The sequence below is a fragment of the Leucobacter komagatae genome (assembly GCF_006716085.1).
GTDB lineage: Bacteria > Actinomycetota > Actinomycetes > Actinomycetales > Microbacteriaceae > Leucobacter > Leucobacter komagatae.
This window is the reverse complement of the sequence record NZ_VFON01000001.1, coordinates 2,713,761-2,738,517: the sequence shown is the minus strand read 5'-3', so window position 1 is coordinate 2,738,517 and position 24,757 is coordinate 2,713,761. Positions and strand designations below refer to the sequence as shown.

Below are 24,757 nucleotides of genomic sequence, written 5' to 3'. Positions count from 1 at the left end.
CAACGTATGGTTGCCATACATCAATCGAACGTTGCTCAGCAAAGGAGGTGCCCATGGATTCCATCGTCAGTGTCATCTCCATGCTCGCTGGGTTCATCACGATCGGCACCATGCTGCTGCTCGGCCATCGCAGTCTCGACCAGAGGTCCAGCGCGAGATTTGAACAGATCGATATTCGCCTCGATCGCATCGACACACGACTTGACGGGATCGACGCCCGGCTTGACGGAATCGACGCCCGGCTCGACGGGATCGACGCCCGGCTTGACGGAATCGACGCCCGGCTCGACGGGACAGACTCCACGAATGACGCCCGCTTCGCCAAGATCGACACACACTTCGCCCAGCTCGATGCCCGCTTCACCCAGTTCGAAACACACACCGACGCGCGCTTCACCCACCTCGATGCCCGCTTCACCTCACTCGAGGCGAGCATGGACTCACGCTTCACCCAGCTCACCGCCACCGTGCAGCACCTTGACGAGCGACTGACCATCGGGATTGACAGTCTCGACGCGCGCCTCGGTGAGCGGATCGACAGCCTGGACGTTCGGCTGAGTGAGCGGATCGAAAGCCTCGACATTCGCCTGAGCGACCGGGTCGAACGCCTCGACATTCGACTGAGCGAACGCATCGACAGCGTCAACCGGCAGATGTTCGCGCTCGCGACCGGCTTGAAGCCGCTGCTCGACGAAACGGCGGCCCGCCCGAATGGCGAGTCCGCTGCCTAACCCGCTGCGAGCGCCGCGTGCCTCGCGCGGAGCCCCACAAGAACCGCGCTGAGCCCCGCCTCAAACGCCACATCCGTGAGCCGCCTCGCAGCCGCGGCAGCAGCCGCGTGCCCGGCGTCGTAGACGGCGCGGAAGGTCGGCGAGTTGGGGTCGTCGCCCGGGTCGAGCATGTCGTCGGGCGCACTGTGGTCGAGCGCGGCCCCCAATATGAGGCACTCGACGCCAACGACCGTGCTCAGCACCTCTGACGCGGGCCACCCCGCCTCGATGAGCCCTGCGAACACGGCCTCATACATCTCGCTTGTGCGCGTCCCCGTCGCGATCGGCACGACCCCGAGCAGCGCAATCGTCGGCGGATGATCCGCAAACGCGTTGCGGTACGACCGCGCCCAGCGCTCCATCGCTTCGTCCCACGGCAGCACGCCAAACCCCGACACGTCGATCCGGTCGCTCACAAGCTCGCGGATGCCCGAGATCAGGTCATCCTGCCCCGAGATGTGGTTATACAGAGCCGACGGCCGCACCCCCAGCTCACGCGCGATGAGGCGCAGACTCGCCCCAGATTCCCCGCGCTCGTCAAGCAGCCTGAGCGCCGTCTCGAGGATGAGACTGCGCGTGAGCACCGGAGTCGTCGGCCTGCCAGATCGCCTCGCCTGGGGCTGTTCGCTCACCGCCATGGTGCACCACTTTCTCCCGGCACTGACGCGGCCGGATGCGTTCCCTTCATCGAGGGTATCGGAGCCGCACGAACTTTCGGGCTCGCGCTCTCGGCCATCGTGTGCGTACAATAACGAACACTGTTCATTAACTGAGCGGGCGAGACGAGCTGGCAGAGACGCCAGGGATGGAGCGAACGTGGCACTCACGGTATTCACTGGCGGAACGGTCATCGTCGCGGCGCATCGCGACGGTCGCGTCGAAACCGCAGCAGCAGTCGCCTTCGAGAACGATCGGGTTGTCGCCCTGAACGCCGAGGCCCTCGCCCTCGCCGAGAGCGGTAACGCCGAGCTCATCGACCTCGCGGGCGGGACGCTCGCGCCAGGCATTGGCGAAGGTCACGCCCACCCCGTGCTCGGCGGGCTGGAGGCCGCCGGCCCCAACGTTCGCGACGCCGCCGACCTCGCCGGGATTCTCGCGGCCGTGGCCGAGTGGAAGGAAGCACACCCGGAGGCCGAGTGGATCGTCGGCGCGAGCTACGACGCGACGTTCGCCCCGGGAGGCGTGTTCCTGGCCGAGTGGCTCGACGACGTCACCGGCGACACCCCAACGATTCTGCGCGCGTGGGATTACCACACGGCCTGGGTGAACTCGGCGGCGCTCCGCGCAGGTGGTATCACGGCTGACACCCCCGACCCCGAACTCGGGCGATACGTGCGCGACGCTGACGGCGCCCCGACGGGCACGCTCCAGGAGGCCGCCGCGAACGACTTCATCGCGAACGTCGTTCCCGCATTCGCGCTCGAGGATCGCGTCGCCGCGATCGAGGCCTCGACCCGCTCCTACGCTGAGCAGGGCACGACCTGGGTGCAAGACGCCTGGGTCGAACCGACCGACCTCCCCACCTACCTCGAAGCCGCACGCGCCGACCGGCTCCACACCCGCGTCAACCTCGCATTCCGCGCTGACCCGGCGACCTGGCGGGATCAGGTTGCAGCCTTTGACGCGCAGCGGGAGGCTGTCCGGTCGCTCGCACACGACCGCTTGAGCGCTGACACCGTGAAGTTCTTCGTCGACGGCGTCATCGAGAACCACACCGCCGTCCTCTCGGCGCCCTACGCCGACCGGCCCGACGAGCGGGGCCTGCCGAACTGGGCTGAGGACGACCTCATCGCCGCGGCGCGTGCGTTCGACCTCGCGGGGTTCCAGCTCCACATCCACGCGATCGGTGACGACGCAAACCGCATCGCCCTCGACACGATCGCCGCCGTGCAGGCGGAGAACCCAGCCCGCGAGCGCGCTCACGTCGTCGCGCACGTCGCAATGCTCGCAGAGCATCAGATCGCACGCTTCGCCGAGCTCGACGTTATCGCGAACTTTGAGCCCTACTGGGCGCAGTGCGATGCCGTGATGCGCGACCTCACGATCCCGCACATCGGTCACGACCGCGAGGGCTGGCAGTACCTCATCGGCTCCGTGCTTCGCGCGGGCGCAACGGTGTCGTTCGGCAGCGACTGGCCGGTCACCACGAAAGATTGGCGGCCGGCGTTCTCGACAGCGGTCACCCGCCACAGCCACCTCGAGCCCGACGCCGAGGCCTGGCTGCCCGATGAGTGCGTGAGCGCGGGTGCCGCCCTTGCGGCGTACACCGCCGGCACCGCGCGGCAGGCCCTCGCCGCCGACCGCGGCGCGCTCCGCGTTGGCATGGTCGCAGACGCTGTCTGGCTCTCCGCTGATCCCCTATCCGTTGACCCAAACACCGTCCCTGAGATCGACGTGCGCGGCACCTGGCTCGCGGGCGAACGCACGTACTAGCTCACCCCAACCGCTGATTCAAAGGAGAATCGTGTCCAACACCCCCACCCCAGCATCGACCGAGGCGCAACCGCACATGCGGCGAGCCCTCGGTCTTACCGGTCTCACGTTCTTCGGCGTGACTTACATGACCGTCATCACGGTATTTACGACGTACGGCATCGTGAATCAAGTGACCGGCGGCAAGCTCCCCGCGGCCTACATCGTTGCCGTCGTCACAATGCTCTTTACCGCGGCGAGCTACGCGGCGATGGTGCGGCGCTACCCGGTTGCCGGATCCGCATACACCTACGCGCAGCAATCGTTTGGCGGCGCGGCCGGGTTCCTCACGGGCTGGGTCATGCTGCTCGACTACCTCTTCATCCCGATGATCAACTTCATGCTCATCGGCATCTACCTGAACACGCAGTTCCCGGCCATTCCCGTGTGGGCGTTCACGCTTGCCGCGCTGCTGCTCGTGCTCGTCTTCAACGTGCTCGGCATCACGCTCGTGAACAAACTGAACATTGCAATCATCGCGCTCTCGGTCGTGCTCGTCATCGTGTTCATGGCGCTCGCGTTCAAGCAGTACCTCGGCGGCGACCAGGCCGTCGGCATCATCGAACCGTTCACCTTTGGTGAGGGCGGGATCGGCGCGATCGCGTCAGGCGCGGCAATCCTCGCGCTGTCGTTCCTCGGCTTCGACGCGGTGTCGACGCTCTCCGAGGAGGCGAAGAACCCGCGCCGCGACATTCCACGCGCGATCATACTGTCGACTCTCGTCGGCGGGTTCTTCTTCATCCTCGTAGCCTGGGCTGGCGCGCTCGCGTTCAACCCCGACTGGGCGTCGATGAACCAGGCACAGATCGACGCGGCCGGCACCACGGTCATGGACTCGTTCGGGGCGAGCTGGTTCACGTCGTTCTTCGTCGCGGTGTACGTCGCTGGCGCCTTCGGCTCGGGCATGACCGGCCAGGTCTCGGTCTCGCGCATCCTCTACGCGATGGGTCGCGACGGCATGCTCCCGAAGCCACTCTCCCGGCTGCACCGGCGGTTCGGCACACCCATCGTTGCCGCGGTCGTCGTGTCCACCTTTGCGCTCTCCGCACTGTTCGTGCCGTTCGACGTTGCGGCCTTCATGATCAGCTTCGGCGCCCTCGCTGCGTTCGCGATGGTGAACCTGTCGGTGATCCGCACGTACCTGTTCCCGAAGGGCGGGCGCACGCGTCCGGCGACGGCGTGGGAGATTCTGCGCTTCGGCGTGATTCCGCTCATCGGCTTTGCGCTGACGATCTGGCTGTGGACGTCGCTCCAGCCCGTCACCTGGATCGTCGGCGCCTGCTGGCTCGTCATCGGCGTCGGCGTCATCGTCATCGTGACCCGGGGCTTCCGGAAGCCAGTTCCGAAGATGGACTTCTCGGAGGGCGACCCGACGACCCAGCAGATCGACGCGCTCGGCGACGAGTTCCCGCTTGAGGGTGAGCGGGGCTAGCCACCCCAGCGCAGCAGCGCAACCCCGCAACCCCGCACTTGCGCACCAGCGCAACCCGCACCGGCGCAATCCAATGCTTTCTGCCCAAGATATGCCCAGACCCTCGAGTTGGAGCATATCTTGGGCAGTTTGCATTGGTACCGCAGGGCAAGGGCCCGCCAGCCCCAAGCAGGTGGGCCCAGCGCCTACCGCAGGTGCTGCACGTCCCCCGCGTTCACGCTGAGAGTGCCGCCCGTGGGCAGGTCAACAACGAGCGCGCCGTCGTCCGCGAGCTTCCGCGCCCGCCCGTCAACGATTTCGTCGCCCGGAAGGTGCACTCGCACCTCGGTGCCGAGGGTGAGGGAATGACGAGCCGCCCGGATCCTGATCGCCTCCGGCTCGCGCGCCGCGAGCTCAGTGAGCCGCGAGATCTCAGCCGTGACGGCGGTGACAACCCGGTCAGCAAGCTCTGCGCCGAGCGGGTCCCCGAAGGATTCGGCGCCGCCCACGTCGGCCCCCGCGGCGAGGAGCGACGTCGCCCGGTCGGTCGGAAGCTCCCATTCGGGGATGAGCAGGTTCATCCCCATCCCGATGATCGCGCTGCCGTCGGGGAGCAGCTCGCAAAGGATCCCGCAGAGCTTTTTCCCGGTGCGACCGGCCACCGCGTCCTCCTCGTCGCGCACGTGAATGTCGTTGGGCCACTTCATCCCGACGCGCATTGGCTCGGCCTCGTCGCGAGCGGCCGCGGCAGAAAACAGCGGCTGGAACGCCGCGTTCACGGCGGACCCCGCGATGAACGGCAGCCAGCCCGGCCCGAGCTCGCCCCATTCCGGGCCCGTGCCAGCACCATTAGCCGCGTCGCGCCCGTACCCGCGAACCAGCACCGACACCGCGAGCGCCTGCCCGGGCGGCGTCGCCCAGCCGCGGGTGAGTCTGCCGCGCCCCGCCGTCTGGTTGTCGGTGAGCAGCACGGTGCCGTGCGGCAGCGGCGAACCCGCGCGGTCAGCCTCCGCGGCGAGCTCGCGCAGCTCAGCGTTCGTCGAGGGTGATGCGTCGCGCCACTCGACGCGGGGTTGTTGGGCGCGGGTCCGGCTGAGTTCCATAGGTTCGAGCTTATGCCCCGCTCGCCGCGCCGCACCGCGCCGCCAGCTGAGGTTTTCAACGAAGGATCGGCGATTCAGTTGGAGGAGTTCTTGAACTTTGAGGCATGTACCCGCGCTAGGCTAATCTCGTGACCTCAGAGAACGACACCGCTCCCGAGTACCTCGCAACCACGGCCGGCCGCATCGCGGACCATCGCCGCAAGTACCAAGAGGCAGTCGGCGACCGCGACGCAGCAGCAGCAGCCAAGCAGCACCCGCGCGGCAAGATGACCGCGCGCGAGCGCATCGCGTCGTTGCTCGACCCCGGCTCCTTCGTCGAGTTCGACAAGTACGTGAAGCACCGCTCGACCGCGTTCGGCATGGACAAGAACACCCCGTTCGGTGACGCCGTCGTGACCGGCGCTGGCACCATCCACGGCCGCCAGGTCGTCGTCTACTCGCAGGACTTCACGACTTTCGGCGGCTCGCTCGGCGAGGCTGCGGGCGAGAAGATCGTGAAGGCGATGGACTTCGCGATGAAGACTGGCGCGCCGATCATCGGCATGCTCGATTCGGGCGGCGCGCGCATCCAGGAGGGCGTCTTCTCGCTCTCGCAGTACGCACGCATCTTCAAACGCAACACGCTCTCCTCGGGCGTCATCCCGCAGATCTCAATCGTGATGGGCCCGTCGGCCGGTGGCGCGGTGTACTCGCCCGCCCTCACCGACTTCGTCATCATGGTCGACAAGACGAGCAACATGTTCGTCACCGGCCCCGACGTCATCAAGACCGTGACGGGCGAGGAGGTCGGCTTCGAGGAGCTCGGCGGCGCGCTCACCCACAACAAGACGAGCGGCGTCTCGCACTACCTTGCGAGCGATGAGCTCGACGCGCTCGACTACGCGCGCACGCTCATCAGCTTCCTCCCCGACAACAACCTCGCCGAGGCCCCAATCTACGACAGCGACACCGCGTTCGAGATCACCGAGGCAGACCGCCGGCTGAACACGATCATCCCGGACAGCCAGAACCAGCCGTACGACATGAAGGTCGTCATCGAGGCGATCCTCGACGGCGGCGACTTCCTTGAGGTGCAGCCGCTGTTCGCCCCGAACATCCTCATCGGCTTCGGCCGCGTCGAGGGCCGCACCGTCGGCATCGTCGCAAACCAGCCGAACCAGATGGCGGGCACCCTGAACATCGACGCGAGCGAAAAGGCCGCGCGCTTCGTGCGGTTCTGCGACGCGTTCTCTATCCCGATCCTCACGCTCGTCGACGTTCCCGGCTACCTGCCCGGCACCGAGCAGGAGTACCAGGGCGTCATCCGCCGCGGCGCGAAGCTCCTCTTCGCCTACGCCGAGGCGACCGTGCCGCTCGTCACGATCATCACGCGTAAGGCCTACGGCGGCGCGTACATCGTGATGGGGTCGAAGGAGATGGGCGCGGACTTCAACATCGCGTGGCCCACCGCCGAGATCGCTGTTATGGGCGGCGCGGGCGCCGTCAACATCCTGTACCGCAAGGAGCTCGCGGCTGCTGAGGCGGCGGGCGAGGACGTCGAGGCGCTGCGTGCCAAACTCACGGCGAAGTACACGGCCGACGTCACGAGCCCGTTCCTCGCTGCCGAGCGCGGCGAGATCGACAACGTACTCGAGCCCGCGGGCACCCGCCTTGCGGTCATCAAGGCGCTCCGCGGCCTCCGCGGCAAGCGCGACGAGCTCCCCGCGAAGAAGCACGGCAACATCCCGCTATGAGCGCTGAGAGCACCAAGACGGTCGACCCGACGGCAGGCATCGACGAGGAGCTGGAGGCGCTCTCGGGCGACCTCCCGCCCGACGCCGCAGCCCGCGACGCCGCGAAGCGTGAGGACGCGGGTGAGGAAGACGACGCGATCCGCGGCGACGACATCACGTTCGTCACCCGCGGCGTGAGCGACGAGGAGCGCGCTGCGGTCATCGCCGTGCTCACCGCCGCCCGCGCTGAGGAGACGCGGCAGGTCAAGCGCGTCGCCCGCCGCGACCGCGAGCCGTGGGCGCGCTCGCAGCGCGTGCCCGACGGCTTCGCCGATCTCCTCATCGACGGCTAACTCCCGGCAGCCGGAAGAGCCTAAGCTGAGGGGTATGGCACGCACGAAGGCGGAAGCGCGGCAGCAGCTCAAGGACGCGGTGGATCGCGGATTCGGGATCGACTTCGACCCCCCGTTCCCGCAGACCGACGGTGACCTCAGGCGATCGGCGGTGCTGATCCTTTTCGGCGCGCTCGACCGCATTCCCGCCGACCCCGCGTCTGGCGAGCCGGTTCCCGCCGAGCTCGACGTGCTGCTCACCCGCCGCGCGACCCGAATGCGGCACCACGCCGGCCAGATCGCTTTCCCCGGTGGCGGCGTTGAACCTGAGGACGCCGATATTACGGTCACCGCGCTCCGTGAGGCGGCGGAGGAGACCGGGCTCGACCCCGCTGGCGTCGAGGTGCTCGGCACCCTGCCCGAGATTCACGTGCCCGTGAGCCGCAACCTCGTCACGCCCGTGATCGGCTGGTGGCGCCTGCCGAGCGACGTCACCGCCGACCACACGGAATCCGTCGAGGTCTACCGCGTTCCCGTCGCGGAACTGCTCGACCCCGCGGCGCGCGGCCACTCCGTGCTTCGCCGCGAGGGCGCGACTCACCGCGGCGCGGCATTCAAACTGCAGGATCGCTTCGGCGGCCACACGGTGTGGGGCTTCACCGGCATGCTGCTGTCGAGCGTCTTCGACGGCGTCGGCTGGACGCAGCCGTGGAAGCCGGGCACCGACTTCGAGGTGATGGGCTAGGCCCGGGTCAGCAGATCAAACGCCGCAACGGCCTGCTGGTCGGTGAACGACGACACGTAGTCGAGGATCGCGCGGGCGCGCCCGCGCCGGTGGATGCCCGTCCCGGTGATGTCGCCCTGGAGTAGCTCGGGCCGCTCTTTCGACAGGTCGAAGAGCTCCTCCGTTGCCTCGTCAACCCACTCGAGCAGCCGGCGCGGCGCGCGCCCCGCGTCTTCGGGGTCCGACAGCCAGGCGTCGAAGCCGAGCACGAGCTCTTCGACGACGCGGGCCTGGCCGCGCTGCGAGTGCGCGAGGTCGGGCGACTCGAGCACGAAGCTCGAGTGCACGAACTTCAGCACGGCGACCTCGTGCCACGCGCGCTGGTTCAGGCGCACGTGCCCACCTCGCATGTGCGGCTTCGCCTCGACGACAATCGCGGAGCGCAGCCGCTCGATCCAGCGGCGGGTAAAGCCCGACACAGCCCGCTCGCTCGCGATACCGCCGTCGTAGGGCGCTGCGAGCAGCTCGTCGGCGAGTTCGTCGCTCACGAGCTGCACGGCCGCCCTGAAGGCGTCGCGATCCGCGATCCACGCGTCCTTGCGGCTCATGCTGCGCCATTTGAGCTCGAGCGAGCGGCCGGGCCTGCGCCACTCGACCTGGATCTTCCCGAGCGGCTCCTCGGCAAGGGCAGCATCCTCCGCGAGCCAGGTCTGCAGCTCGGCTGCGACGGCGGCGTGCTGCAGCACGCCGGCCCGCGTGAAGTCGTCAAGGTCGTGCACGGCGTACGCGATGTCGTCGGCGACGTCCATCACTGCGCACTCGACGGTCTGCACGCCCTCACCGATCGCGGGGAAGGCCGCGAGCGCCTGCTCGAGCTCCGCGACCTCCAAGACGTAGGCCGAGAACTTCTCGGCACCGTTCACAGGGTCGTTGCCGACGCCGCGCGGGCGCTCGGCGATCGGCAGGTCTGCCGCGGTGACGCCGACCCAGCGCCCCCGCGTCCACGGGTACTTCAGCACCGACGCGCGCACGGCCGCCGTGAGGTTCAGCCCGGCGAAGTCGCGCCCGAGAGTATCGAGCGAGGTGAGGATGCGGAAGGTCTGCGCGTTCCCCTCGAACCCTTCGGCGAGGCCGAGGCGCTCGCGCGCGACGCGGTCGAGCACGCGCTCTCCCAGGTGCCCGAACGGCGGGTGGCCGAGGTCGTGGGCGTGCGCCGCGGCCTGCGCGACGATCGTGTCGCAGCCGCCGAGCCGGGTGATGATCGCGCCGGTCTCGCTGTCGGCCACGGCCTCCCCACGCGCGAACGCGCGGTGCTGCGCTGCGGCCCCGGCGAGGTTCGCCGCGACGACGCGCGCGACGGCGCTCACCTTCAGCGAGTGCGTGAGGCGATTGTGCATGACGGGCCCGACGCCCGACTGGGGCACGACCTGCGTCACATCAGAGAGGCGTGCGAAGTACGACGAAAAGCGGATCCGCTCGAGGTCGATACGAAACTCCTCGAGCGCGGCCCCATCGCCAAGCGCCCCGGATTCATCGGCTTCCCCCGGCACAACCGGCCCGGCCGCGTCGGCGCCACGCGCCGCGTGTTGCGATGACTCCTGCTCGGCGTACCGCCGGGATGCGCGGTTCACGGACCCACCTTGCGTTTCGATCATGCCCCTCATTCAATCATTCGCGCCCCCCTTGGCCGCGCATTGGAGCGCCGCGCTACCGCGCATACACTTGCCCTATGAGCGAGACAGGCGGCGCTGAGACCAACAGCACAGGCAACAACACCCGCGGCGAACGCGTCCCCGCGATCGAGCGGGCAACCGGCAGGGCGTGGGCTGACTGGGTCGCCGTCTTCGACGCGCACGGCGCCCGTTCGCTCGGCCACGCCGAGATCGCGAAGCTCGCGCTCGCGACGATGCCGCACGGCGTCGAGAGCGAGGAGTGGTGGGCGCAGGGCGTCGCAATCGCGTTCGAGCAGCACGCTGGCCTCAGGGTGCCCGGGCAGTCGTCGACGGGCACGTTCCGCGTCAGCGCCAGCCGCACGCTCCCGCTCGACCGCGACGCCGCGCTCGCGGCGTGGGTCGACCGGTTCGGTGAGGTGACCGAGCACCTGGGGCACGCGGTGTCGGGCAGCCGCTCGTCGCGCACGGAGAAGCGGTCGTTCTGGCGCTTCTCGCTCGACGGCGCTGGGAAGGTCGAGGTCGCCGCGGCGCTGAAGGACGCGGCGAAGGATCAGGCAAAGACCATCCTCGCCATTAGTCAGGAGGGCCTGGATTCCGGTGACCGCATTGAGGAGTGGCGTGCGTACTGGAAGGCGCAGCTCGCCCAGCTGTAGCTGGCACCCTGGAAATTTTCAGGCGCACACCAGCTGGCACGGGTGACGATAGTTTTACACGCGCTCGGCAGTCGGCCGGCGCCCCACGGCAGGGGGAACCGTGAGCTACACCGTTGGTATTGTCTGGAATCCGTCGAAGGTTGGGGAGGACGAGCTCCGCACAGCGGTCGGCGCCGCCCTCGCGGAGGCCCCCGACGGCGCCTCCCCCGAGGTCCTGTGGTTCGAGACGACGGTCGATGACCCCGGTCAGGGCGCGACGGCCGATGCGCTCGACGCGGGCTGCACGGTTGTCGTCGCGGCGGGTGGCGACGGGACCGTGCGCTCGGTCGCGGGTGCGCTCGGCGCGAGCGCTGAGGCCGAGAGGTCGGCTAGCGGCGCTCCAGCCGCCGAGCTCGGCATCATCCCGCTCGGCACGGGCAACCTTCTCGCACGCAATCTCGATGTCCCGCTCGGTGACCCGCGGGCGGCCTTCGCGCGGGTTCTCGCCGGTGAGGCCCGCCCGCTCGACCTCGGCGAGGTGACGATCTCGTTTGGCGACGGGGCCGAAGAGCGGCAGCCCTTCGTCGTGATGGTCGGCTTCGGCATCGACGCCCAGATGATCGTCGAGACCGACGACGAACTCAAAGCGCGGGCCGGTTGGCTCGCGTACGTCGAGTCGCTCGGCCGCGCGGCGAACGAGACGGAGGTCGTCGATTTCTCGCTCGCCCTCGATGGTGGGGAGGCGCACCCTGAGAGCGCACACACGCTCCTCGTGGCGAACTGCGGCACAATCCAGGGCGGAATCACGCTGCTGCCCGACGCCGCCCCTGATGACGGCGAGCTCGACCTGCTCGTGCTCCGCGCCGACGGCGTTGCGGCCTGGCTGGACACGATGCGGAACCTGGTGTGGGATAACGGGCTGAAGCGGCTGTTCACGGGCGCTGACCGCGCCGAGAGCTCGGAAAGCACGGCGCACCTGCGGGCCCGCGGCGCGCGCGTCGAGCTACCGAGCCCCCACGCGTTCGAGGTCGACGGTGATGACTTCGAGGGGGTCACCGCGTTCGAGGTGAGGATCCTGCCCGCCGCCCTGCGCGTCAGATAGCCGAGGCGCCGAGCGCCGCGAGCTGCACGCGCGAGCCCGCCCCGCTCTTCGCGTACAGCGACCCGACGTGGGTCTTCACTGTCGTGAGCCCGATGTGCAGTTCGTCAGCGATCTGCTGGTTCGACATGCCCGCGACGAGGAGTTCGAGCACCTGCCGCTCGCGCGGCGTGAGGTCGGCAAGCCCTGCAGGGCTGCCCGGGCCGCTCCCGGCACCGCCCGGGCCGCCGCTGCCGCCCGCCGAGCTGGCGCGCTGCGCCGCCGCGAACCCGGCGATCACCGAGCCTGCCACGGCGGGGTCGAGCACGTGGCGATCCGCGGCGACGTGGTGCACGGCGTCGATGAGGTCGCTGCCGCCCGTGCTCTTCAAGAGGTAGCCGTGCGCCCCTGCCGCGAGCGCGCTCGCGATGAGATCACCCGAGTCGTACGTGGTGAGCACGAGCACGCGCGTCGCCGTCTCGGCCGTGATCCGCTCGGTCGCCCAGACGCCGTCGGTGCCGGGCATGCGCAGGTCGATGAGGGCGACGTCGGGCCGCTCCCGGTGGCACGCCGCGAGCGCGTCGAAGCCGTTCTCGGCCTCGGCGACGACCTCGATGCCGTCGTCGGCCCCCAAGATCGCGGCGACGCCGCTCCGCACCGCCTCGTGGTCGTCGGCGATAATCACTCGCACTGGCTGCTCCATCAGTGTTCCCTCACGGTTCTTCTCGGATCCTCCGCGGCGCCCGGTGCGCTATTCGGGAGCGTGACGACGGCGAGCCACCCGCCCGCGGTCGGCCCCGATTGCAGCTCCCCGCCGATGCCGCGCAGCAGCGCCCGGGTGCCCTCGATCCCGAGCCCGGTGGCGGGCGCCGACCTGGCTGCTTGGTTACCGGCCGCGTTCTCGATGGCGATGGTGAGCGCGGCGCCCGAACTCGTGTTCTCGACCCGCACGTGCGCATCACCCGCGCCGTGTTTCGCGGCGTTCGCGGTGAGCTCCTGCAGCGCGCGCACGAGAATCCGGGCGCGCGGTCCCTGCCCCGCCGGGAGCGCGGCCCGCAGCGCGTCGACGGCGCCGTCGCCCCACCGCACCGCCCTGCCCGCGGGGAGCAGGTCGTCGAGCTCGGCGAGCTCGGCCGCCACATCGACGGGGGCGCCGCTTCCGGCCTCATCGACGAGCGTGAGCACGGAGATCAGCCCGCGGAGCTCGTGGTGTGCCCTGTCGGTGCCCTTCTTCGCGCGGTCGAGGCTCTGCGCGAGCGCCTCACTCTGCGCCTGCAGCTTCGCGGCCTGGAGCTTCGCCGCCTCAACGTGCAGGCCCGCGACCGCGATCTGGTTCGCCACGAGGTCGTGGAGGTCGTGCGCGATCCGGGTGCGCAGCTCCCGGGTCTCGCTCGTGTGGCGCGCGGCGAGCTCTGCGGCGGTCTGCTTGCGCTCCGCCCGCACGTTCCAGCCCCACAGCCCCGAGACCGTCACGATGAGCCCCCACTGCACGAGCGCGACGGCGACCTCGGGGTGCTCCGGCGCGAGCAGGAGGAGCGCTGCGGCGAGCGCGACTGCGGCGGCGGTTGCGACGCGAAGCAGGCTCCGCACCGCTCTCGCGCTCCCGTACTTCACGGCGGCGTAAATGAGGTCTGTGAGCACGAACACGACGGCGAGGCTCGCGCCCATGAGCGTGTCGGCAAGCGCGACTGCCGCGCCCAGCCCGAGGGCGAGCATCGGGCGCCGCGACCGCAGGAGCAGCGTCGCTGTCGCCCCTACGAGCGTGACGAGGAACACCCAGCGGGGCGGATCGACGACCGCGAGCTGCCGCCAGATGCCGGTGAGGTCCACTGCCCAGGCGACGCAGCCAACGACGAGCCAGGCCGCGGCGATCACCGCGTCGCGGCGAGCGGGGTGCGCGGGCAGCGTCTGCGCCCAGTTGGCTCTCATGGTTCTATCTTCGCCCACGCTGCTCGCGCCCGGCTCATTCGAACGAACGAGGGGAAGCGGCCGCGGGGAGGATCCGTCACCCCACCGTGCCCGTGAGGCTTGAGGCATGAACATCATTGTGATCGGGATCATCGCCTGCGAGATCGGGTTCTGGGCCGTACTCGGGGCCGGGCTCGGGGCGCGCTACCTGCTGCGGCTGCGGAAGCTCTCGTCGATCCTGCTGTTGTGCGTGCCGCTGCTCGACCTCCTGCTGCTCGGGCTCATCACCTGGGACCTCGTCGTGAACGGAGCGACCGCCGAGTTCGCGCACGGACTCGGCGCCGTGTATCTGGGCTTCACGGTCGCGTTCGGGCACCAGATCATCGGCCGCGCTGACGGTTGGTTCGCGCACAGGTTCGCGGGTGGGCCAGAACCGGTCAAGCCGCCGAAGTCAGGGCCGGCGCACATCCGATACGAGTGGAGCCAGTGGGCCCGCATGCTCGTGTGCGCGGTGATCGCGAGCGCCGTGATCGGACTCATCGTGCTGCTCGTCGGTGACGCGACGCGCACCGCCGAGCTCACCGGGTGGATCGGCAGGGTGTGGCTCGTGACGGGCATCTGGCTCGTCGGGTGGCCGGTGTGGGCGACGGTCTCGGGCGGCGGCAGGGACTCCGATGAGTCGGCGGCCCCGCCAAGCATTCAAGAAACGAGGTAGTCACCGCTTGCGGCAAGTTCCCCGTTGTTATTGAGGGCGACCACCTCGATCCCCGTCGCTGCAGTGCGCGATGCGATGGTGATCGGCCGGTCTACGAACAGCGGGCGGTAGGAGCGGAACCGAAAGACCGTTTCTCCTGCGCAATCCGCTGCCCCCGCGATCCTTCCCGCTCCCTCCATGCCATACCGGGCAAATGCCTCGTCGAGTAAGAGCATCCTAGTGAGGGGTCCGTGCACCAGCACATCGTCGAGCCGCTCTTCGCGCCGCGCCCAGTCCCTGTCGTAGTGCACCCGGTGCGTGTTGAAGGTGATCGCCGAGAACTGGAACAGCTGGCGGGTATCGAGCGTGAGTTCACGGTGTGACCACTCGGGCCCCATCTCGTATTGCTCGATGGTGGTCGCGGGCTTTGCTGCTTCAAGGAAGACGTCATGCCACACGCTCGTGACCGCGAGCTCGTCGCCGACGAAGTACTCCCGGATAATGTCAGCAAACACCAACCGCCCTGCCGAGCCGGCTTTCTCAGTAATTGTGCCCGCGCGCGCTTCTTGCCGCACACGCTCACCGAAGTGCAGGGACCGATGAAACGTGGTGTCCTCACCCGCGTACATTCGCCTCGGCATGCCGAACTCGGGCAGCACACCGTCGCGGGCAGGGGAACCGTCGGCACGCAGCGCCTCGAAGCCCACCGCGAACGGGAAGTAGAGCCCCTCCCACCCGAGCGGCAGGGGCAGCCCCTCACCAATGCTCGGGCCAGAGCCGTCAACGAAGGCGCTCGCGTAACGCGTTGCGGGCAACGAACTCAACTGGTCCAGATGTTCCACAGCTCCGCTAAGCACCCGCGATCACCCCGGCACTACGAAGCTCCTTGATTCGCTCATGTGAGTAACCGGCGAGCTCGCTGAGAACCGCCTCGTTGTGCTCGCCCACTTCGTTAGCCCGGCGGTCTGGCACCGCGGGCGTGTGACTTAGTTTGACTGGCTGGCCAAACATGCGCAACGAGCCAAGATCTCCGTAATCGGCATCGACCACCATCTCGCGGCGCTGTGTCTCAGGCTCGTCGACGACCTCGGCAATGGTCTTCACGGCCGTGAGCGGAATCCGATCTCCCGCGAGTTTCTCTAGCTCAGCTCGGCCCTTCCCCGCGAACCAGGAAACGATGAGGGGCTTCACGCGCCGCTCGTACGCTTCCTCGTCGAATCGCTTCTGCATGGTGTCGATCTCGGGGTCACTTGCTGCCTCTGGCGTACCGAACAGCTCACAGCTCTCGCGCCACAGCTTGTCGGTATACCCGCCAAAAAACACCTGGCCGTCGGCGCACGGAAACAGTTCGTATGGGCGCACCCAGGCGTGGGCGTTTCCCGCTGGTGCCGCGACCCTGCCCGCAACCGTATAGTCAACGACGGCGGTCTCGGTGAGCGCAATAACGCTGTCTACCTGTGCCACGTCGACGAACTGCCCCCGCCCCGTCTGCTCGGCGTGCCTGAGCGCCGTGAGCGTGCCGATCACACCGTACAGTGACGCAGACAGGTCGCCAATCGTCACGCCGACTCGGACGGGCTGCTCGCCAGAAACCCCGTTCATCGACCACAGCCCGCCGGCGGCCTGCGCCGTATTATCGAACGCCGGGCGCCTGCTGCGAGAGCCGGTGTGCCCGTAGCCAGAAATCGCCGTGTACACGAGGCGCGGATTGATCCCGGCGAGCACGTCGTACCCGAGGCCGAGCCGTTCCATCGTGCCCGGTCGAAAGTTCTCGATGAGCACGTCGGCGTTCACAACCAGGTCCTTGAGCGTCTGCTTCCCCTCGGCCGTCGCGAGGTCAAGCGCTAGGCCCCGCTTGCCGCGATTGTACTGGGCGTAGTACGCGCTGAACTCTCTGTCGCCCGCACGCAAATATGGCGGGAAACCACGTGCAACATCCGGGTCTCGCGGGTTCTCAATCTTCACAACTGTCGCCCCAAAATCGGCGAGGTGCTGAGCCGCGTAGGGGCCTGCGAGCACCCGCGAAAGGTCGAGCACGACGACTCCCGCGAGCGCTCCCTGAGTCGCTTGCATTGCTGTTGGCACGGTCACTGTGTCCTCTCAAGAAATTCGTTGTGAGTGGTGGCGGTGGAAGCTGCGCGCTGTCGCAAGACGGCGCGCGCGACGCGCGACGCGGGCGTGCTCCCCAGCGACTCAGCGAGCCAGGCGGTCGTGTCAATGACCGCGTCAAGGTTTACCCCGGTCTGAATTCCCAGACCGTTCAACAACCACACAAGATCTTCAGTTGCGAGGTTACCGGCAGCGCCAGGAGCGTAGGGGCACCGACCCAGTCCTCCCGCCGCCGAATCGAATTCGTGTACCCCGTTGCGCAGCCCTTCGACGACGTTCGCCGCCGCCAAAGCGTAAGTGTCGTGTAGGTGCAGCGCGAGAAAGCCGGGAGAAACACCTGCCGCATTCAGCCCCGCAACAACAGCAGCAATCGCGCCGGGCGTTGCAACACCTGTCGTATCCGAGAGCACGATTCGCTCACACCCGGCGGCGGCGAGCTCGGCACCCATCTCCGCCGCCGCTGTGGGCGGCACGGCGCCCTCCCACGGATCTCCGAAGCTCATCGAGACGTAGCCCCGGGTTTCGAGCCCCGCGCGCCCTGCCCGCGCGACGAGGGCGGTCGCGCGCGCAAGCGCCGTCTCGCGAGTTGCGTTCAGGTTCGCCGCCGCAAAGCTCTCGGTTGCACTCACAACGACCGAAATCGAGCGCACCCCGGCGCTCTGCGCGCGGTCAAGGCCCCGCTCATTCGTGACGAGCGCGTAGACAGGAGTGTCTATCGGAGTATCGAGCCCAGCCATCACGGCCTCAGCGTCTGTGAGCTGCGGGATCCACCCCGGCGGAACGAAGCTCGTGGCTTCGATCGCGGGTACGCCCGCAGCAATCAGTCGGCGGCAGAGCTCGAGCTTCACCGCGGTCGGCACCGTGCTCGATTCGCTCTGCAGACCGTCGCGGGGACCAACTTCGAACACGGTGACCGCCTCAGGAAGCCCCGGTAAGCGCGCTACCGCCGGCGCAGACGGTAGCACAGTCATTTGCCCGCTCGCAGCAGATCGAGCTCACGCCTAGCATCGTCAATGCGGATCCTCCCCGCAGCGACAATGCGGCGCGCGATCTCCGAGATCTCTGCGGCCTCCGCTCCAGCCGAAGCGGCTACGGTGCGCGCGTGCAGGGCCATGTGGCCGCGCTGGATCCCCTCGGCGGCAAGCGCACGACACGCGGCAAGGTTCTGCGCGAGGCCCACCGAAGCGATGACCGCAGCGAGGCGCTGCGCTGAGTCCGCGCCGATCAGCGCAATGCTCGCCTGCGCTGCCGGGTGCGCCTTCGTCGCACCTCCGACAAGACCGACTGCGAGAGGAAGCTCCATCGTGCCAACGAGGTTTCCCGCGTCGTCCTTCTCGTACGATGAGAGCGCACGGTAAGCGCCCTCGCGGGCTGCGAACGAGTGGCAACCAGCTTCGACAGCTCGGGTGTCGTTGCCCGTCGCGAGCACGACGGCGGTGACGCCGTTCATGATGCCCTTGTTGTGAGTCGCGGCCCGAAAAGGGTCCGCCGTAGCGAAGGCACTCGCGAGCAGAATATCGTCGACTACCGCGGGGCCGCCGAGCAAATCGCTGTCGAACGTCGCGCGTACCCGGGTCACTCGCAGGTCGGCCTTGTTGCTAAGTATCCGCAGAAGCGGGCGGGCGCCCGTCAAAGCTTGGAGCCGCGGGGCGAGCGCCTCCGCCATCGAGTTCACCGCGTTCGCACCCATAGCGTCCCGGACATCGGCGTGCAGGTGCACGATGACGTGCTCGCCGAGCGCGGTTGGCAAGATCCGCACCTCAAGTCCCACGGCGCCACCGCCAAGCTCCTGTAGCACCGGGTCTTCCTCGTTCGCAAGCTCCAGGAGTTCTCCCTCAGCCTCGTAGATCCGCAGCCGGGCGGCGCGCGGATCCGCGACGTCAACAAGTTGAATCTGTGCGATCATCACCGATCCGGTGTGTGATGTTATAAAGCCACCGTGCGGGCGCGCCATCCGTGCAGCGTTTGATGCCGCAGCGACGACGCTCGGCTCCTCTGTCGCCATCGGCACGAGACAGTCATCGCCGTCAACGATGAAGTTCGTCGCGACACCAAGAGGCACGGCGACCATGCCAACGACGTTCTCAACCATGTGGTTCGCGCGCTCCAGGTCGAGCCCCTGTCGCACGTCAAAGGCCGCGAGCCGATCAGCCGGGAGGCCCCGCTGCTGAGTCACTATCTGCAATCGTTCCTGCGGTGACGCATCGCGCAATCCTGAAATCCGGCTATTGACGCTCACATGTCCTCCTCGGCAGAGTCGGTCCAGCACCAGCGCTGTAAGAGAATCCGGCTCCGTACGATTCGAAGCTAGTCAGCGCAGACCGCCCAGAGTACGTGTGATGCACACATAATTTGTCCTGGTTTATAGGCACTTTACCCTGTGGGTACTCTCCCTGCGAGTCGCTCACGCATCTCATCGAGCCGAACCGCAAGCGACAGCCGAAACAGCGGCTCATCGTCACGCCACCCTTCCCCGAGGATACGATCGAGCCGTTCGAGCCGCTGAAGGATCGTGTTCGTGTGGAAGTTCAATGCTCTCCCGGTGCGGGTGGGGCTCGCGTTGTTGCGTACGAATGCCCGCAGCGTGCCAAGGAGATCGGTGCCACGCTCCGCGTCATAGCGCCTCACCGGGCCAATGCTGTGCTCGACAAACACCCGCAACGCCCCGGGGTCGTCGGCAATGGCCGCAGAGTAGGCGAAGAAGTCGGCGGCTGCGGCGGTCGCGTCACTGACCCCGAGTGCTCCGAGCAGCCGGACCGTGCCCCGCGCGTGCGCAAATCTGTCATGTAACCCGGAGCCCCAGTTCCCCACGACCGCCAAGACATGTTCGCCGGTCTCGTCGCGAACCCTTCCCTGAATATCTTCGGCCGCCCCAAGCTGTTCCGAGTACCCGATCACCACGATGACCCCCTGATACTCGCCGATCAACACACGATCCCCCAGCGCACGCCTGAGCGCACGAATGGCTGCGGGACGACTGTCTCCCGCTACGTGAAACACCAGCAGATCGTCAAGCTTCTGCCTAGCCAGACCGAGCCTTGAGATACGCCTGTCAAGCTCTTCTCGCCGCTCCGGCGCAGCGTCGATGAGATCTGCGACGAGTTCGCTGCGAAAGCGGTGCTCGGCATCCGTCACAGCAGATTGCTGCAGCGCGAGAAGAGCGCCGACCTGCGCAGCGCGCTCGACGGTCCGCATCTCGACCGGGTTGAGCTCCCCCTCGGCCGCGCCCAGTACTATCGTCCCAAACCGCTGCGGGCCCGCGACAAGCGCAGAAACGGCTGCGACCTCGCTGCTGCCTGTCACCACAGCACAGTGCCCGGAGACGCTACTCTCACGGAGCGCGAGCTGGACGTTCCCGACCATCCACGCCCGCTGGAGCGCCGCAGACGCCTCGCCTTCCGCTATTCCCCAGTCGCCGCCGACCGCTAGGCAGACCCCCTGCTGGTCGACGAGTGCGGTGGCACGCCCAAGCGCTCGGGCGAGCGTGCTGAGCAGGGGCTGATAGCCACCACCCGTGAGTACTGTCTGGATAAGCTCCTGGTGGACAACGTTCGCCCGGTTCCGTTCGTCAAGGTGCACCGTGAGCCGCTCCAGCGCCAGCGTCGCATCCTCCTCGGATCGCCTGAGCTCTTTCAGGGTACGAGCGGTCTGCAACACAACCGAGGCGTGATCTGCGAGGGCAGACAGGAGCGCGATCTGTTCGGGCGTGAAATGAATCTCTTCCCGGGTTGCGACAAACAGCACTCCAAGTACCTCGTCACCGCTCAGCATCGGCACCCCAAGCATCGAGACGATCCCCTCGCCAGCAACCGCGGCGTCGATCGAATCGACCCGCCTGCGCCGTTCAAAATCGTCGTAGCGCTGGGTCGCTTGCGGCGCTTTCGTCTCGACAATCGCGCTTGCAAGGCCCCTACCGGCGGGCACCCGTAGCCCACGAAACGCCGAGCTCACCGAGCCGACAGTTGTGCGCACCTGCAGTTCGCGAGAGTCGGGGTCGAATTCCGAGAGGTAGGTGATATCGGCGCCAATCATCGCGTGGGCACGCTCCACAAGCCGGTCGAGAATGAGGGCACTGTCACGGATCTCGACGAGCTCGCGGGCGCTTGAGAAGAGCGCTGACAGTTCATGTTCCCGCCGGCGCAGCCTGAGTTGCTCACCGCGAACGCTGCGGACTCGTTCATCGAGTACGCGGATATCTGCAGGCAGCAGGCCGATGTTCTCCAACACTTCATCGATCGAACGCTGCCCATCCCCCGCCCCCTCAGACACGATGGCGTCAATCAGCGAGTTCAACGATTGGAGCATGTCAGTCGAGGCAGCCGGATCAGTCATGGGCACAGCGTACATTTGATTGACGACCTAGTTGTACTGCCCGGGGAGGTTGCTCGATAGTCGTGTGACTGGCGGGAGCTGCCCGATGGCCGAGTGGGGCCTGTGCTGATTGTAGTAGTGCAGCCACGCGGGAAGTGCTTTCCGTCTCGCCTGCTCTGAAGAGTAGTGCCGACTGTACGCCCACCCGTCCGCGAGGGTGCGATGGAACCGCTCGATTTTCCCGTTGGTCTGCGGCCGGTACGGGCGTGTCCACTTCGGTGTGATTCCCAAGCCGCTGCAGGCATCACGCCAGGCGTGAGAGCGGTACGCGGATCCGTTGTCCGAGAGCACCCGCTCGACCCGCACCCCGCGATCTTGGAACCAGGACACGGCCCGCTGGAGTACTCCGATCGCGGTCTCGGCCCGCTCGTCATCGTGGATCTCGGCATACGCGACTCGGGAGTGGTCATCGATCACGGTGTGCACGTAGGCGTGCCGCATCAGCACGTCACGCCTACGGCTCCGTTCCTTCCCGGGAGTCGCAGCCCGGTTCTTCCCACCCTGGACTCGTCCGACCGTGCGCCAGCCTCCTCCGTCAGGAATGTTGCCGAGCTTCTTCACATCGACATGGATCAGGGAACCCGGATGCGGGTGTTCGTACCTGCGGGCTGGTTCCCCGGTCTTCCGGTCGATGTGGGAGAGCCGGTTCAACCGTTCCCGCACCAAGACTGCGTGAACCGTGGAGGGTGGAAGCTGCAGGAGACCGCCGATCTCGACCGGGCCGAGTCGGCGCGTGATCCGCAGGTGCTTGATCTTCCGCACGATCGGGCGCGGGGTCTGGTTCGGGTGGGCGTGCGGGCGAGAGGATCGGTCGGTCATGCCGGCGATCCCATGCTCGGCGTAGCGTCGAGCCCATTTCTGAGCGGTCGGCCAGGCGACGTGGAAATAGTCAGCGGCGTGCGCGACTGTCCATCCTTCATTGATGATGAGGCGGGCGATGCGGAGTCGTTGGCGTGGGGTCAGGGCTGCGTTAGCGTGGGACACGAGAACCTCCGGTGTAGAGCTGTAGTGGTAGCAGCTCCACTCTGCCCGGAGGTTCTCGTCTCTGTCACGGAGTCCAGATCAAACAACGACCCTGGACACTACACCTAGTGGAGCATTCGCACATGTCAGGGGTGGCGCTCGCCGACCTATCGTTGGGGCGGGCCCAGCGGGGTTCACCCAGTTCTTCACACACAAAGGAGTGTTATGACCATCCACAACGACATCGATCGAGCGGGTCTCGCTTCGCCGAAAGAGCGCCGCAGCGCAGTTATCGGCAGCTCAGTCGGAACCGTCATCGAATGGTTCGACTTTACGCTGTACAGCCTCGCGTCCGCGCTGGTCTTTGCGCCCCTGTTCTTCGGCGGCGATGGCCTCGCCGGTATGCTTGGAGCCTTCGCAACCTTCGCCGTAGGGTTCGGGGCACGCCCGATCGGTGGCCTCATCTTCGCCCACTTCGGCGACCGCATCGGGCGCAAGGCGACGTTGCTCGCAACACTGCTCATGATGGGCCTCGCGACCACACTCATCGGCCTGCTGCCAACAGCGGAGACCGTCGGCGTCTGGGCGCCGATCGCGCTCATCGTGCTGCGCATCTTCCAGGGCGCGGGCGCCGGAGCCGAGTTCGCCGGTGCTATGACCATGGCGAGCGAGTCGTCAGACACGCGAAACCGCGCCTTCATCGCCGGATTCCCCGGGGCAGCGGTGTACGTCGGTATGGCGCTCGCGACCGTCACCATCGCCGTCCTGACGGCCGTCCTCACCCCCGAACAGTTCCGCGAGTGGGGCTGGCGAATCCCGTTCGTTGCGAGCGTTCTCATCGTCGCGCTGGCCATGTACTTCAGGCTGCAGGTCAAGGAAACCGCGGCGTTCGAGGCCGCCGAACAGAAGGGCGTCGTACAGCGCGCACCGCTCGCGCAGGCGATCAAAAGCCACTGGCGCGTGCTTCTCCCTGGTATGGGCCTCTTCGTCTTCGCACTGCCGTGGGTGTACGTCGTGCAAACGTTCTCGATCTCTTACACGACGGGCACGCTCAACGTTGACCCGACATCCGCCCTCATCGGCCTCATCATCGCGGAGCTGCTCACGATCCCAGCAACCCTGCTTTTCGGTCGGCTCGCCGACCGCATCGGACGCAAGCCCGTGCTGCTCTTCGCAGCTGTCTTCGCGATCCTCTTCGCGTTCCCCATGTTCGTGCTCTACCAGACTGAGTCCGCGACACTCATCGGGATCGCTCTGGTGCTGGGGCTCGCGGTGATTCAGGGCGCGACGATCGGCGTATCCGCGGCGCTACTCGCCGAGGCGTTCCCGACCTCGATGCGGTGGAGCGGGATCGCAATCTCGCGAGAAATTCCCGCCGCGCTCGTCGGCGGCACTGCACCGCTCGTTGCGACCTGGCTCGTCGCAGTCGGCGGCGGTGCACCCTGGCTCGTCGCTGCTTACCTCGTCGGGCTCAGCGCGATCGGGCTCATCGCGATCGCGTTCCTCCCCGAAACGCTCGTGCGGGAGACAGCCCGGGTAGGCAGCCCAGCGATTCGGGAGACCTCAGACAGAGCGTAGCTGTGTATTTCCGACAGCGGCTAGCCGTCGACGAGGTCCTGTGCTTCGGGCGGGAGCTTCCGCACGCGAGCGCGGCGGCGCGGGCGCTCCGGAATCATCGAGCGCATCTCCTCGAGTTTGCCGAAGCAGAGCAGTCTGTCCTCGGGCTCGAGCACCACGTGCTTGCGCGGGTTCGGGATGACCTGCACCCCGCGGTGCAGGGTCAGCACGGTGATGTCGCGCTCCCAGAGCCCGAGGTCGCCGAGCGGTTTTCCGACGTGCTCAGCGCCCGCGTGCATCGCGAGCTCGGCCACACCATAGCCCGTGGACACGGAGAGCCGCTGGCGCACGTCAATCTCGGGGAAGTTCACCTGGTTCGCGATGTAGTCGATGATCGCGCCGGCGACGTCGAGGTCGGTCGCGGTCTCGATGCCCTGCAGGCCGGGTGACGAGTTGACCTCCACCACAAGCGGGCCGTCGTCGCCCTCGAGCATGTCGACACCCGCGACGCGGAGCCCCATAATCTGGGCGGCGCGCACGGCGGTCTGCTCGTACGCGGGGTCGAGCTGCACGGCCTCGACGGTGCCGCCGCGGTGCACGTTCGACCGGAACTCGTCGCCCGACGCGACGCGGCGCATCGCGGCGACGACGCGATCGCCCACAACGAGCGCGCGGATGTCGCGGCCGCGGCTCTCCGCAATGAACTTCTGAATGAGCACGTTCTGCTGCGTCGAGTGCAGCGTTTCGATGATCGCCTCGGCGACCTTCACCTGGGGCGCGAGGATCACGCCGATGCCCTGAGTGCCCTCAAGCAGCTTGATCACGACGGGCGCACCACCGACGGACTCGATCGCGGGCCGCACGTCGGCGCGGTTGCGCACGAACGCGGTCGGCGGCATGTCGATCGAGTGGCGCGAGAGGATCTGGATCGCGCGCAGCTTGTCGCGCGCGTTTGAGATGCCGTTCGCCGTGTTCGGCGTGTAGACGTCCATCTGCTCGAACTGGCGGACGACCGCGGTGCCGAAATAGGTGATCGAGTTGCCGATGCGGGGCAGGATCGCGTCGTAGTCGCTCAGGAGTTTGCCGCGGTAGCGCAGGTCAGGTTCATCAGTCGCAAGGTCGATCGCAAAGCGAAGGGTGTTCAGCACCTTCACGTTGTGACCGCGCTGCTCAGCGGCCGCGCGGAGGCGCTGCGTCGAATACGCCTGGGGGGCGCGCGAAAGAATCGCCAGTTTCAAGGTGATTTCC

General features: G+C 67.5%; 22 protein-coding genes. 10 read left to right on the top strand and 12 right to left on the bottom strand.

What is annotated here, in order from left to right:
* The first annotated feature begins 53 nt into the window (after positions 1-53).
* Positions 54-731 carry a hypothetical protein gene (locus FB468_RS12490; RefSeq protein ID WP_141887637.1) on the top strand — a complete coding sequence of 226 codons (678 nt, stop codon included), beginning with the start codon at positions 54-56 and terminating at the stop codon, positions 729-731.
* On the opposite strand, the gene FB468_RS12485 is transcribed toward FB468_RS12490, so the two are convergent.
* Positions 728-1,408, bottom strand: coding sequence for a TetR/AcrR family transcriptional regulator (locus tag FB468_RS12485; protein ID WP_141887636.1), 681 nt, complete (start codon positions 1,406-1,408; stop codon positions 728-730). The genes FB468_RS12490 and FB468_RS12485 overlap by 4 nt on opposite strands.
* Positions 1,409-1,586: 178 nt before the next feature.
* Between FB468_RS12485 and FB468_RS12480 the strand changes: the two genes are divergently transcribed.
* Positions 1,587-3,203: an amidohydrolase gene (locus tag FB468_RS12480; protein ID WP_141887635.1), complete on the top strand. Its 1,617-nt coding sequence runs from the start codon at positions 1,587-1,589 to the stop codon at positions 3,201-3,203.
* Between the two features lie 76 nt (positions 3,204-3,279).
* Complete coding sequence (locus FB468_RS12475) at positions 3,280-4,674, top strand: APC family permease (RefSeq protein WP_141888318.1); 1,395 nt, start codon at positions 3,280-3,282, stop codon at positions 4,672-4,674.
* A gap of 185 nt (positions 4,675-4,859) precedes the next feature.
* Here FB468_RS12475 and FB468_RS12470 read toward each other — a convergent pair whose 3' ends face one another.
* Positions 4,860-5,756 carry a biotin--[acetyl-CoA-carboxylase] ligase gene (locus FB468_RS12470; RefSeq protein WP_141887634.1) on the bottom strand — a complete coding sequence of 299 codons (897 nt, stop codon included), beginning with the start codon at positions 5,754-5,756 and terminating at the stop codon, positions 4,860-4,862.
* 128 nt (positions 5,757-5,884) lie between these two features.
* On the opposite strand from FB468_RS12470, the gene FB468_RS12465 reads away from it, so the two are divergent.
* From FB468_RS12465 to FB468_RS12455, 3 genes are read left to right on the top strand one after another with little or no spacing between them, the layout of a single operon-like run.
* The gene (locus tag FB468_RS12465; protein WP_141887633.1) at positions 5,885-7,489 is read left to right on the top strand and encodes an acyl-CoA carboxylase subunit beta; all 1,605 of its coding nucleotides are present in this window, start codon (positions 5,885-5,887) and stop codon (positions 7,487-7,489) included.
* Entirely contained in the window at positions 7,486-7,821 is a 336-nt protein-coding gene (locus tag FB468_RS12460; protein WP_246055871.1) for a hypothetical protein, read from the top strand. Before FB468_RS12465 ends, FB468_RS12460 begins: the two co-directional genes overlap by 4 nt.
* Positions 7,822-7,855: 34 nt before the next feature.
* Complete coding sequence (locus FB468_RS12455; RefSeq protein WP_141887632.1) at positions 7,856-8,545, top strand: NUDIX hydrolase; 690 nt, start codon at positions 7,856-7,858, stop codon at positions 8,543-8,545.
* Here the strand turns inward: FB468_RS12455 and FB468_RS12450 are convergent.
* On the bottom strand, positions 8,542-10,179 hold the full coding sequence (locus FB468_RS12450; RefSeq protein WP_141887631.1) for a deoxyguanosinetriphosphate triphosphohydrolase family protein: 1,638 nt from the start codon (positions 10,177-10,179) through the stop codon (positions 8,542-8,544). The two genes, FB468_RS12455 and FB468_RS12450, sit on opposite strands and share 4 nt — an antisense overlap.
* A 74-nt stretch (positions 10,180-10,253) precedes the next feature.
* Between FB468_RS12450 and FB468_RS12445 the strand changes: the two genes are divergently transcribed.
* Complete coding sequence (locus FB468_RS12445) at positions 10,254-10,850, top strand: hypothetical protein (RefSeq protein ID WP_141887630.1); 597 nt, start codon at positions 10,254-10,256, stop codon at positions 10,848-10,850.
* Between the two features lie 100 nt (positions 10,851-10,950).
* A complete protein-coding gene (locus FB468_RS12440; protein ID WP_141887629.1) occupies positions 10,951-11,931 on the top strand; it encodes a diacylglycerol/lipid kinase family protein in 981 nt (326 codons plus the stop codon).
* On the opposite strand, the gene FB468_RS12435 is transcribed toward FB468_RS12440, so the two are convergent.
* Together FB468_RS12435 and FB468_RS12430 are read right to left on the bottom strand one after the other, a co-directional pair.
* Positions 11,924-12,610: a response regulator gene (locus FB468_RS12435; RefSeq protein ID WP_141887628.1), complete on the bottom strand. Its 687-nt coding sequence runs from the start codon at positions 12,608-12,610 to the stop codon at positions 11,924-11,926. The genes FB468_RS12440 and FB468_RS12435 overlap by 8 nt on opposite strands.
* Positions 12,610-13,836: a sensor histidine kinase gene (locus tag FB468_RS12430; protein ID WP_170219723.1), complete on the bottom strand. Its 1,227-nt coding sequence runs from the start codon at positions 13,834-13,836 to the stop codon at positions 12,610-12,612. Before FB468_RS12430 ends, FB468_RS12435 begins: the two co-directional genes overlap by 1 nt.
* Before the next feature lie 106 nt (positions 13,837-13,942).
* On the opposite strand from FB468_RS12430, the gene FB468_RS12425 reads away from it, so the two are divergent.
* Positions 13,943-14,530, top strand: a complete 588-nt coding sequence (locus FB468_RS12425) for a hypothetical protein (protein WP_211359134.1) — start codon at positions 13,943-13,945, stop codon at positions 14,528-14,530.
* Here FB468_RS12425 and FB468_RS12420 read toward each other — a convergent pair.
* The 6 genes from FB468_RS12420 to FB468_RS12395 all read right to left on the bottom strand — a co-directional run bounded on the left by FB468_RS12420 (position 14,515) and on the right by FB468_RS12395 (position 21,973).
* Positions 14,515-15,324 carry an HTD2 family dehydratase gene (locus FB468_RS12420; RefSeq protein ID WP_141887626.1) on the bottom strand — a complete coding sequence of 270 codons (810 nt, stop codon included), beginning with the start codon at positions 15,322-15,324 and terminating at the stop codon, positions 14,515-14,517. The two genes, FB468_RS12425 and FB468_RS12420, sit on opposite strands and share 16 nt — an antisense overlap.
* Before the next feature lie 34 nt (positions 15,325-15,358).
* Positions 15,359-16,594, bottom strand: a complete 1,236-nt coding sequence (locus tag FB468_RS12415; protein WP_211359133.1) for a CaiB/BaiF CoA transferase family protein — start codon at positions 16,592-16,594, stop codon at positions 15,359-15,361.
* A gap of 2 nt (positions 16,595-16,596) precedes the next feature.
* Complete coding sequence (locus tag FB468_RS12410; RefSeq protein ID WP_141887625.1) at positions 16,597-17,589, bottom strand: hydroxymethylglutaryl-CoA lyase; 993 nt, start codon at positions 17,587-17,589, stop codon at positions 16,597-16,599.
* Positions 17,586-18,857: a hydroxymethylglutaryl-CoA reductase, degradative gene (locus tag FB468_RS12405; RefSeq protein ID WP_141887624.1), complete on the bottom strand. Its 1,272-nt coding sequence runs from the start codon at positions 18,855-18,857 to the stop codon at positions 17,586-17,588. Before FB468_RS12405 ends, FB468_RS12410 begins: the two co-directional genes overlap by 4 nt.
* Positions 18,858-18,991: 134 nt before the next feature.
* Entirely contained in the window at positions 18,992-20,950 is a 1,959-nt protein-coding gene (locus tag FB468_RS12400) for a helix-turn-helix domain-containing protein (RefSeq protein WP_170219722.1), read from the bottom strand.
* A gap of 27 nt (positions 20,951-20,977) precedes the next feature.
* Complete coding sequence (locus tag FB468_RS12395) at positions 20,978-21,973, bottom strand: IS481 family transposase (RefSeq protein WP_141887622.1); 996 nt, start codon at positions 21,971-21,973, stop codon at positions 20,978-20,980.
* Positions 21,974-22,177: 204 nt separating this feature from the next.
* Between FB468_RS12395 and FB468_RS12390 the strand changes: the two genes are divergently transcribed.
* Complete coding sequence (locus FB468_RS12390; protein ID WP_141887621.1) at positions 22,178-23,530, top strand: MFS transporter; 1,353 nt, start codon at positions 22,178-22,180, stop codon at positions 23,528-23,530.
* Between the two features lie 20 nt (positions 23,531-23,550).
* Here the strand turns inward: FB468_RS12390 and FB468_RS12385 are convergent, their stop codons facing one another.
* Positions 23,551-24,747 carry a RimK family alpha-L-glutamate ligase gene (locus FB468_RS12385; protein ID WP_141887620.1) on the bottom strand — a complete coding sequence of 399 codons (1,197 nt, stop codon included), beginning with the start codon at positions 24,745-24,747 and terminating at the stop codon, positions 23,551-23,553.
* Positions 24,748-24,757 lie beyond the last annotated feature (10 nt).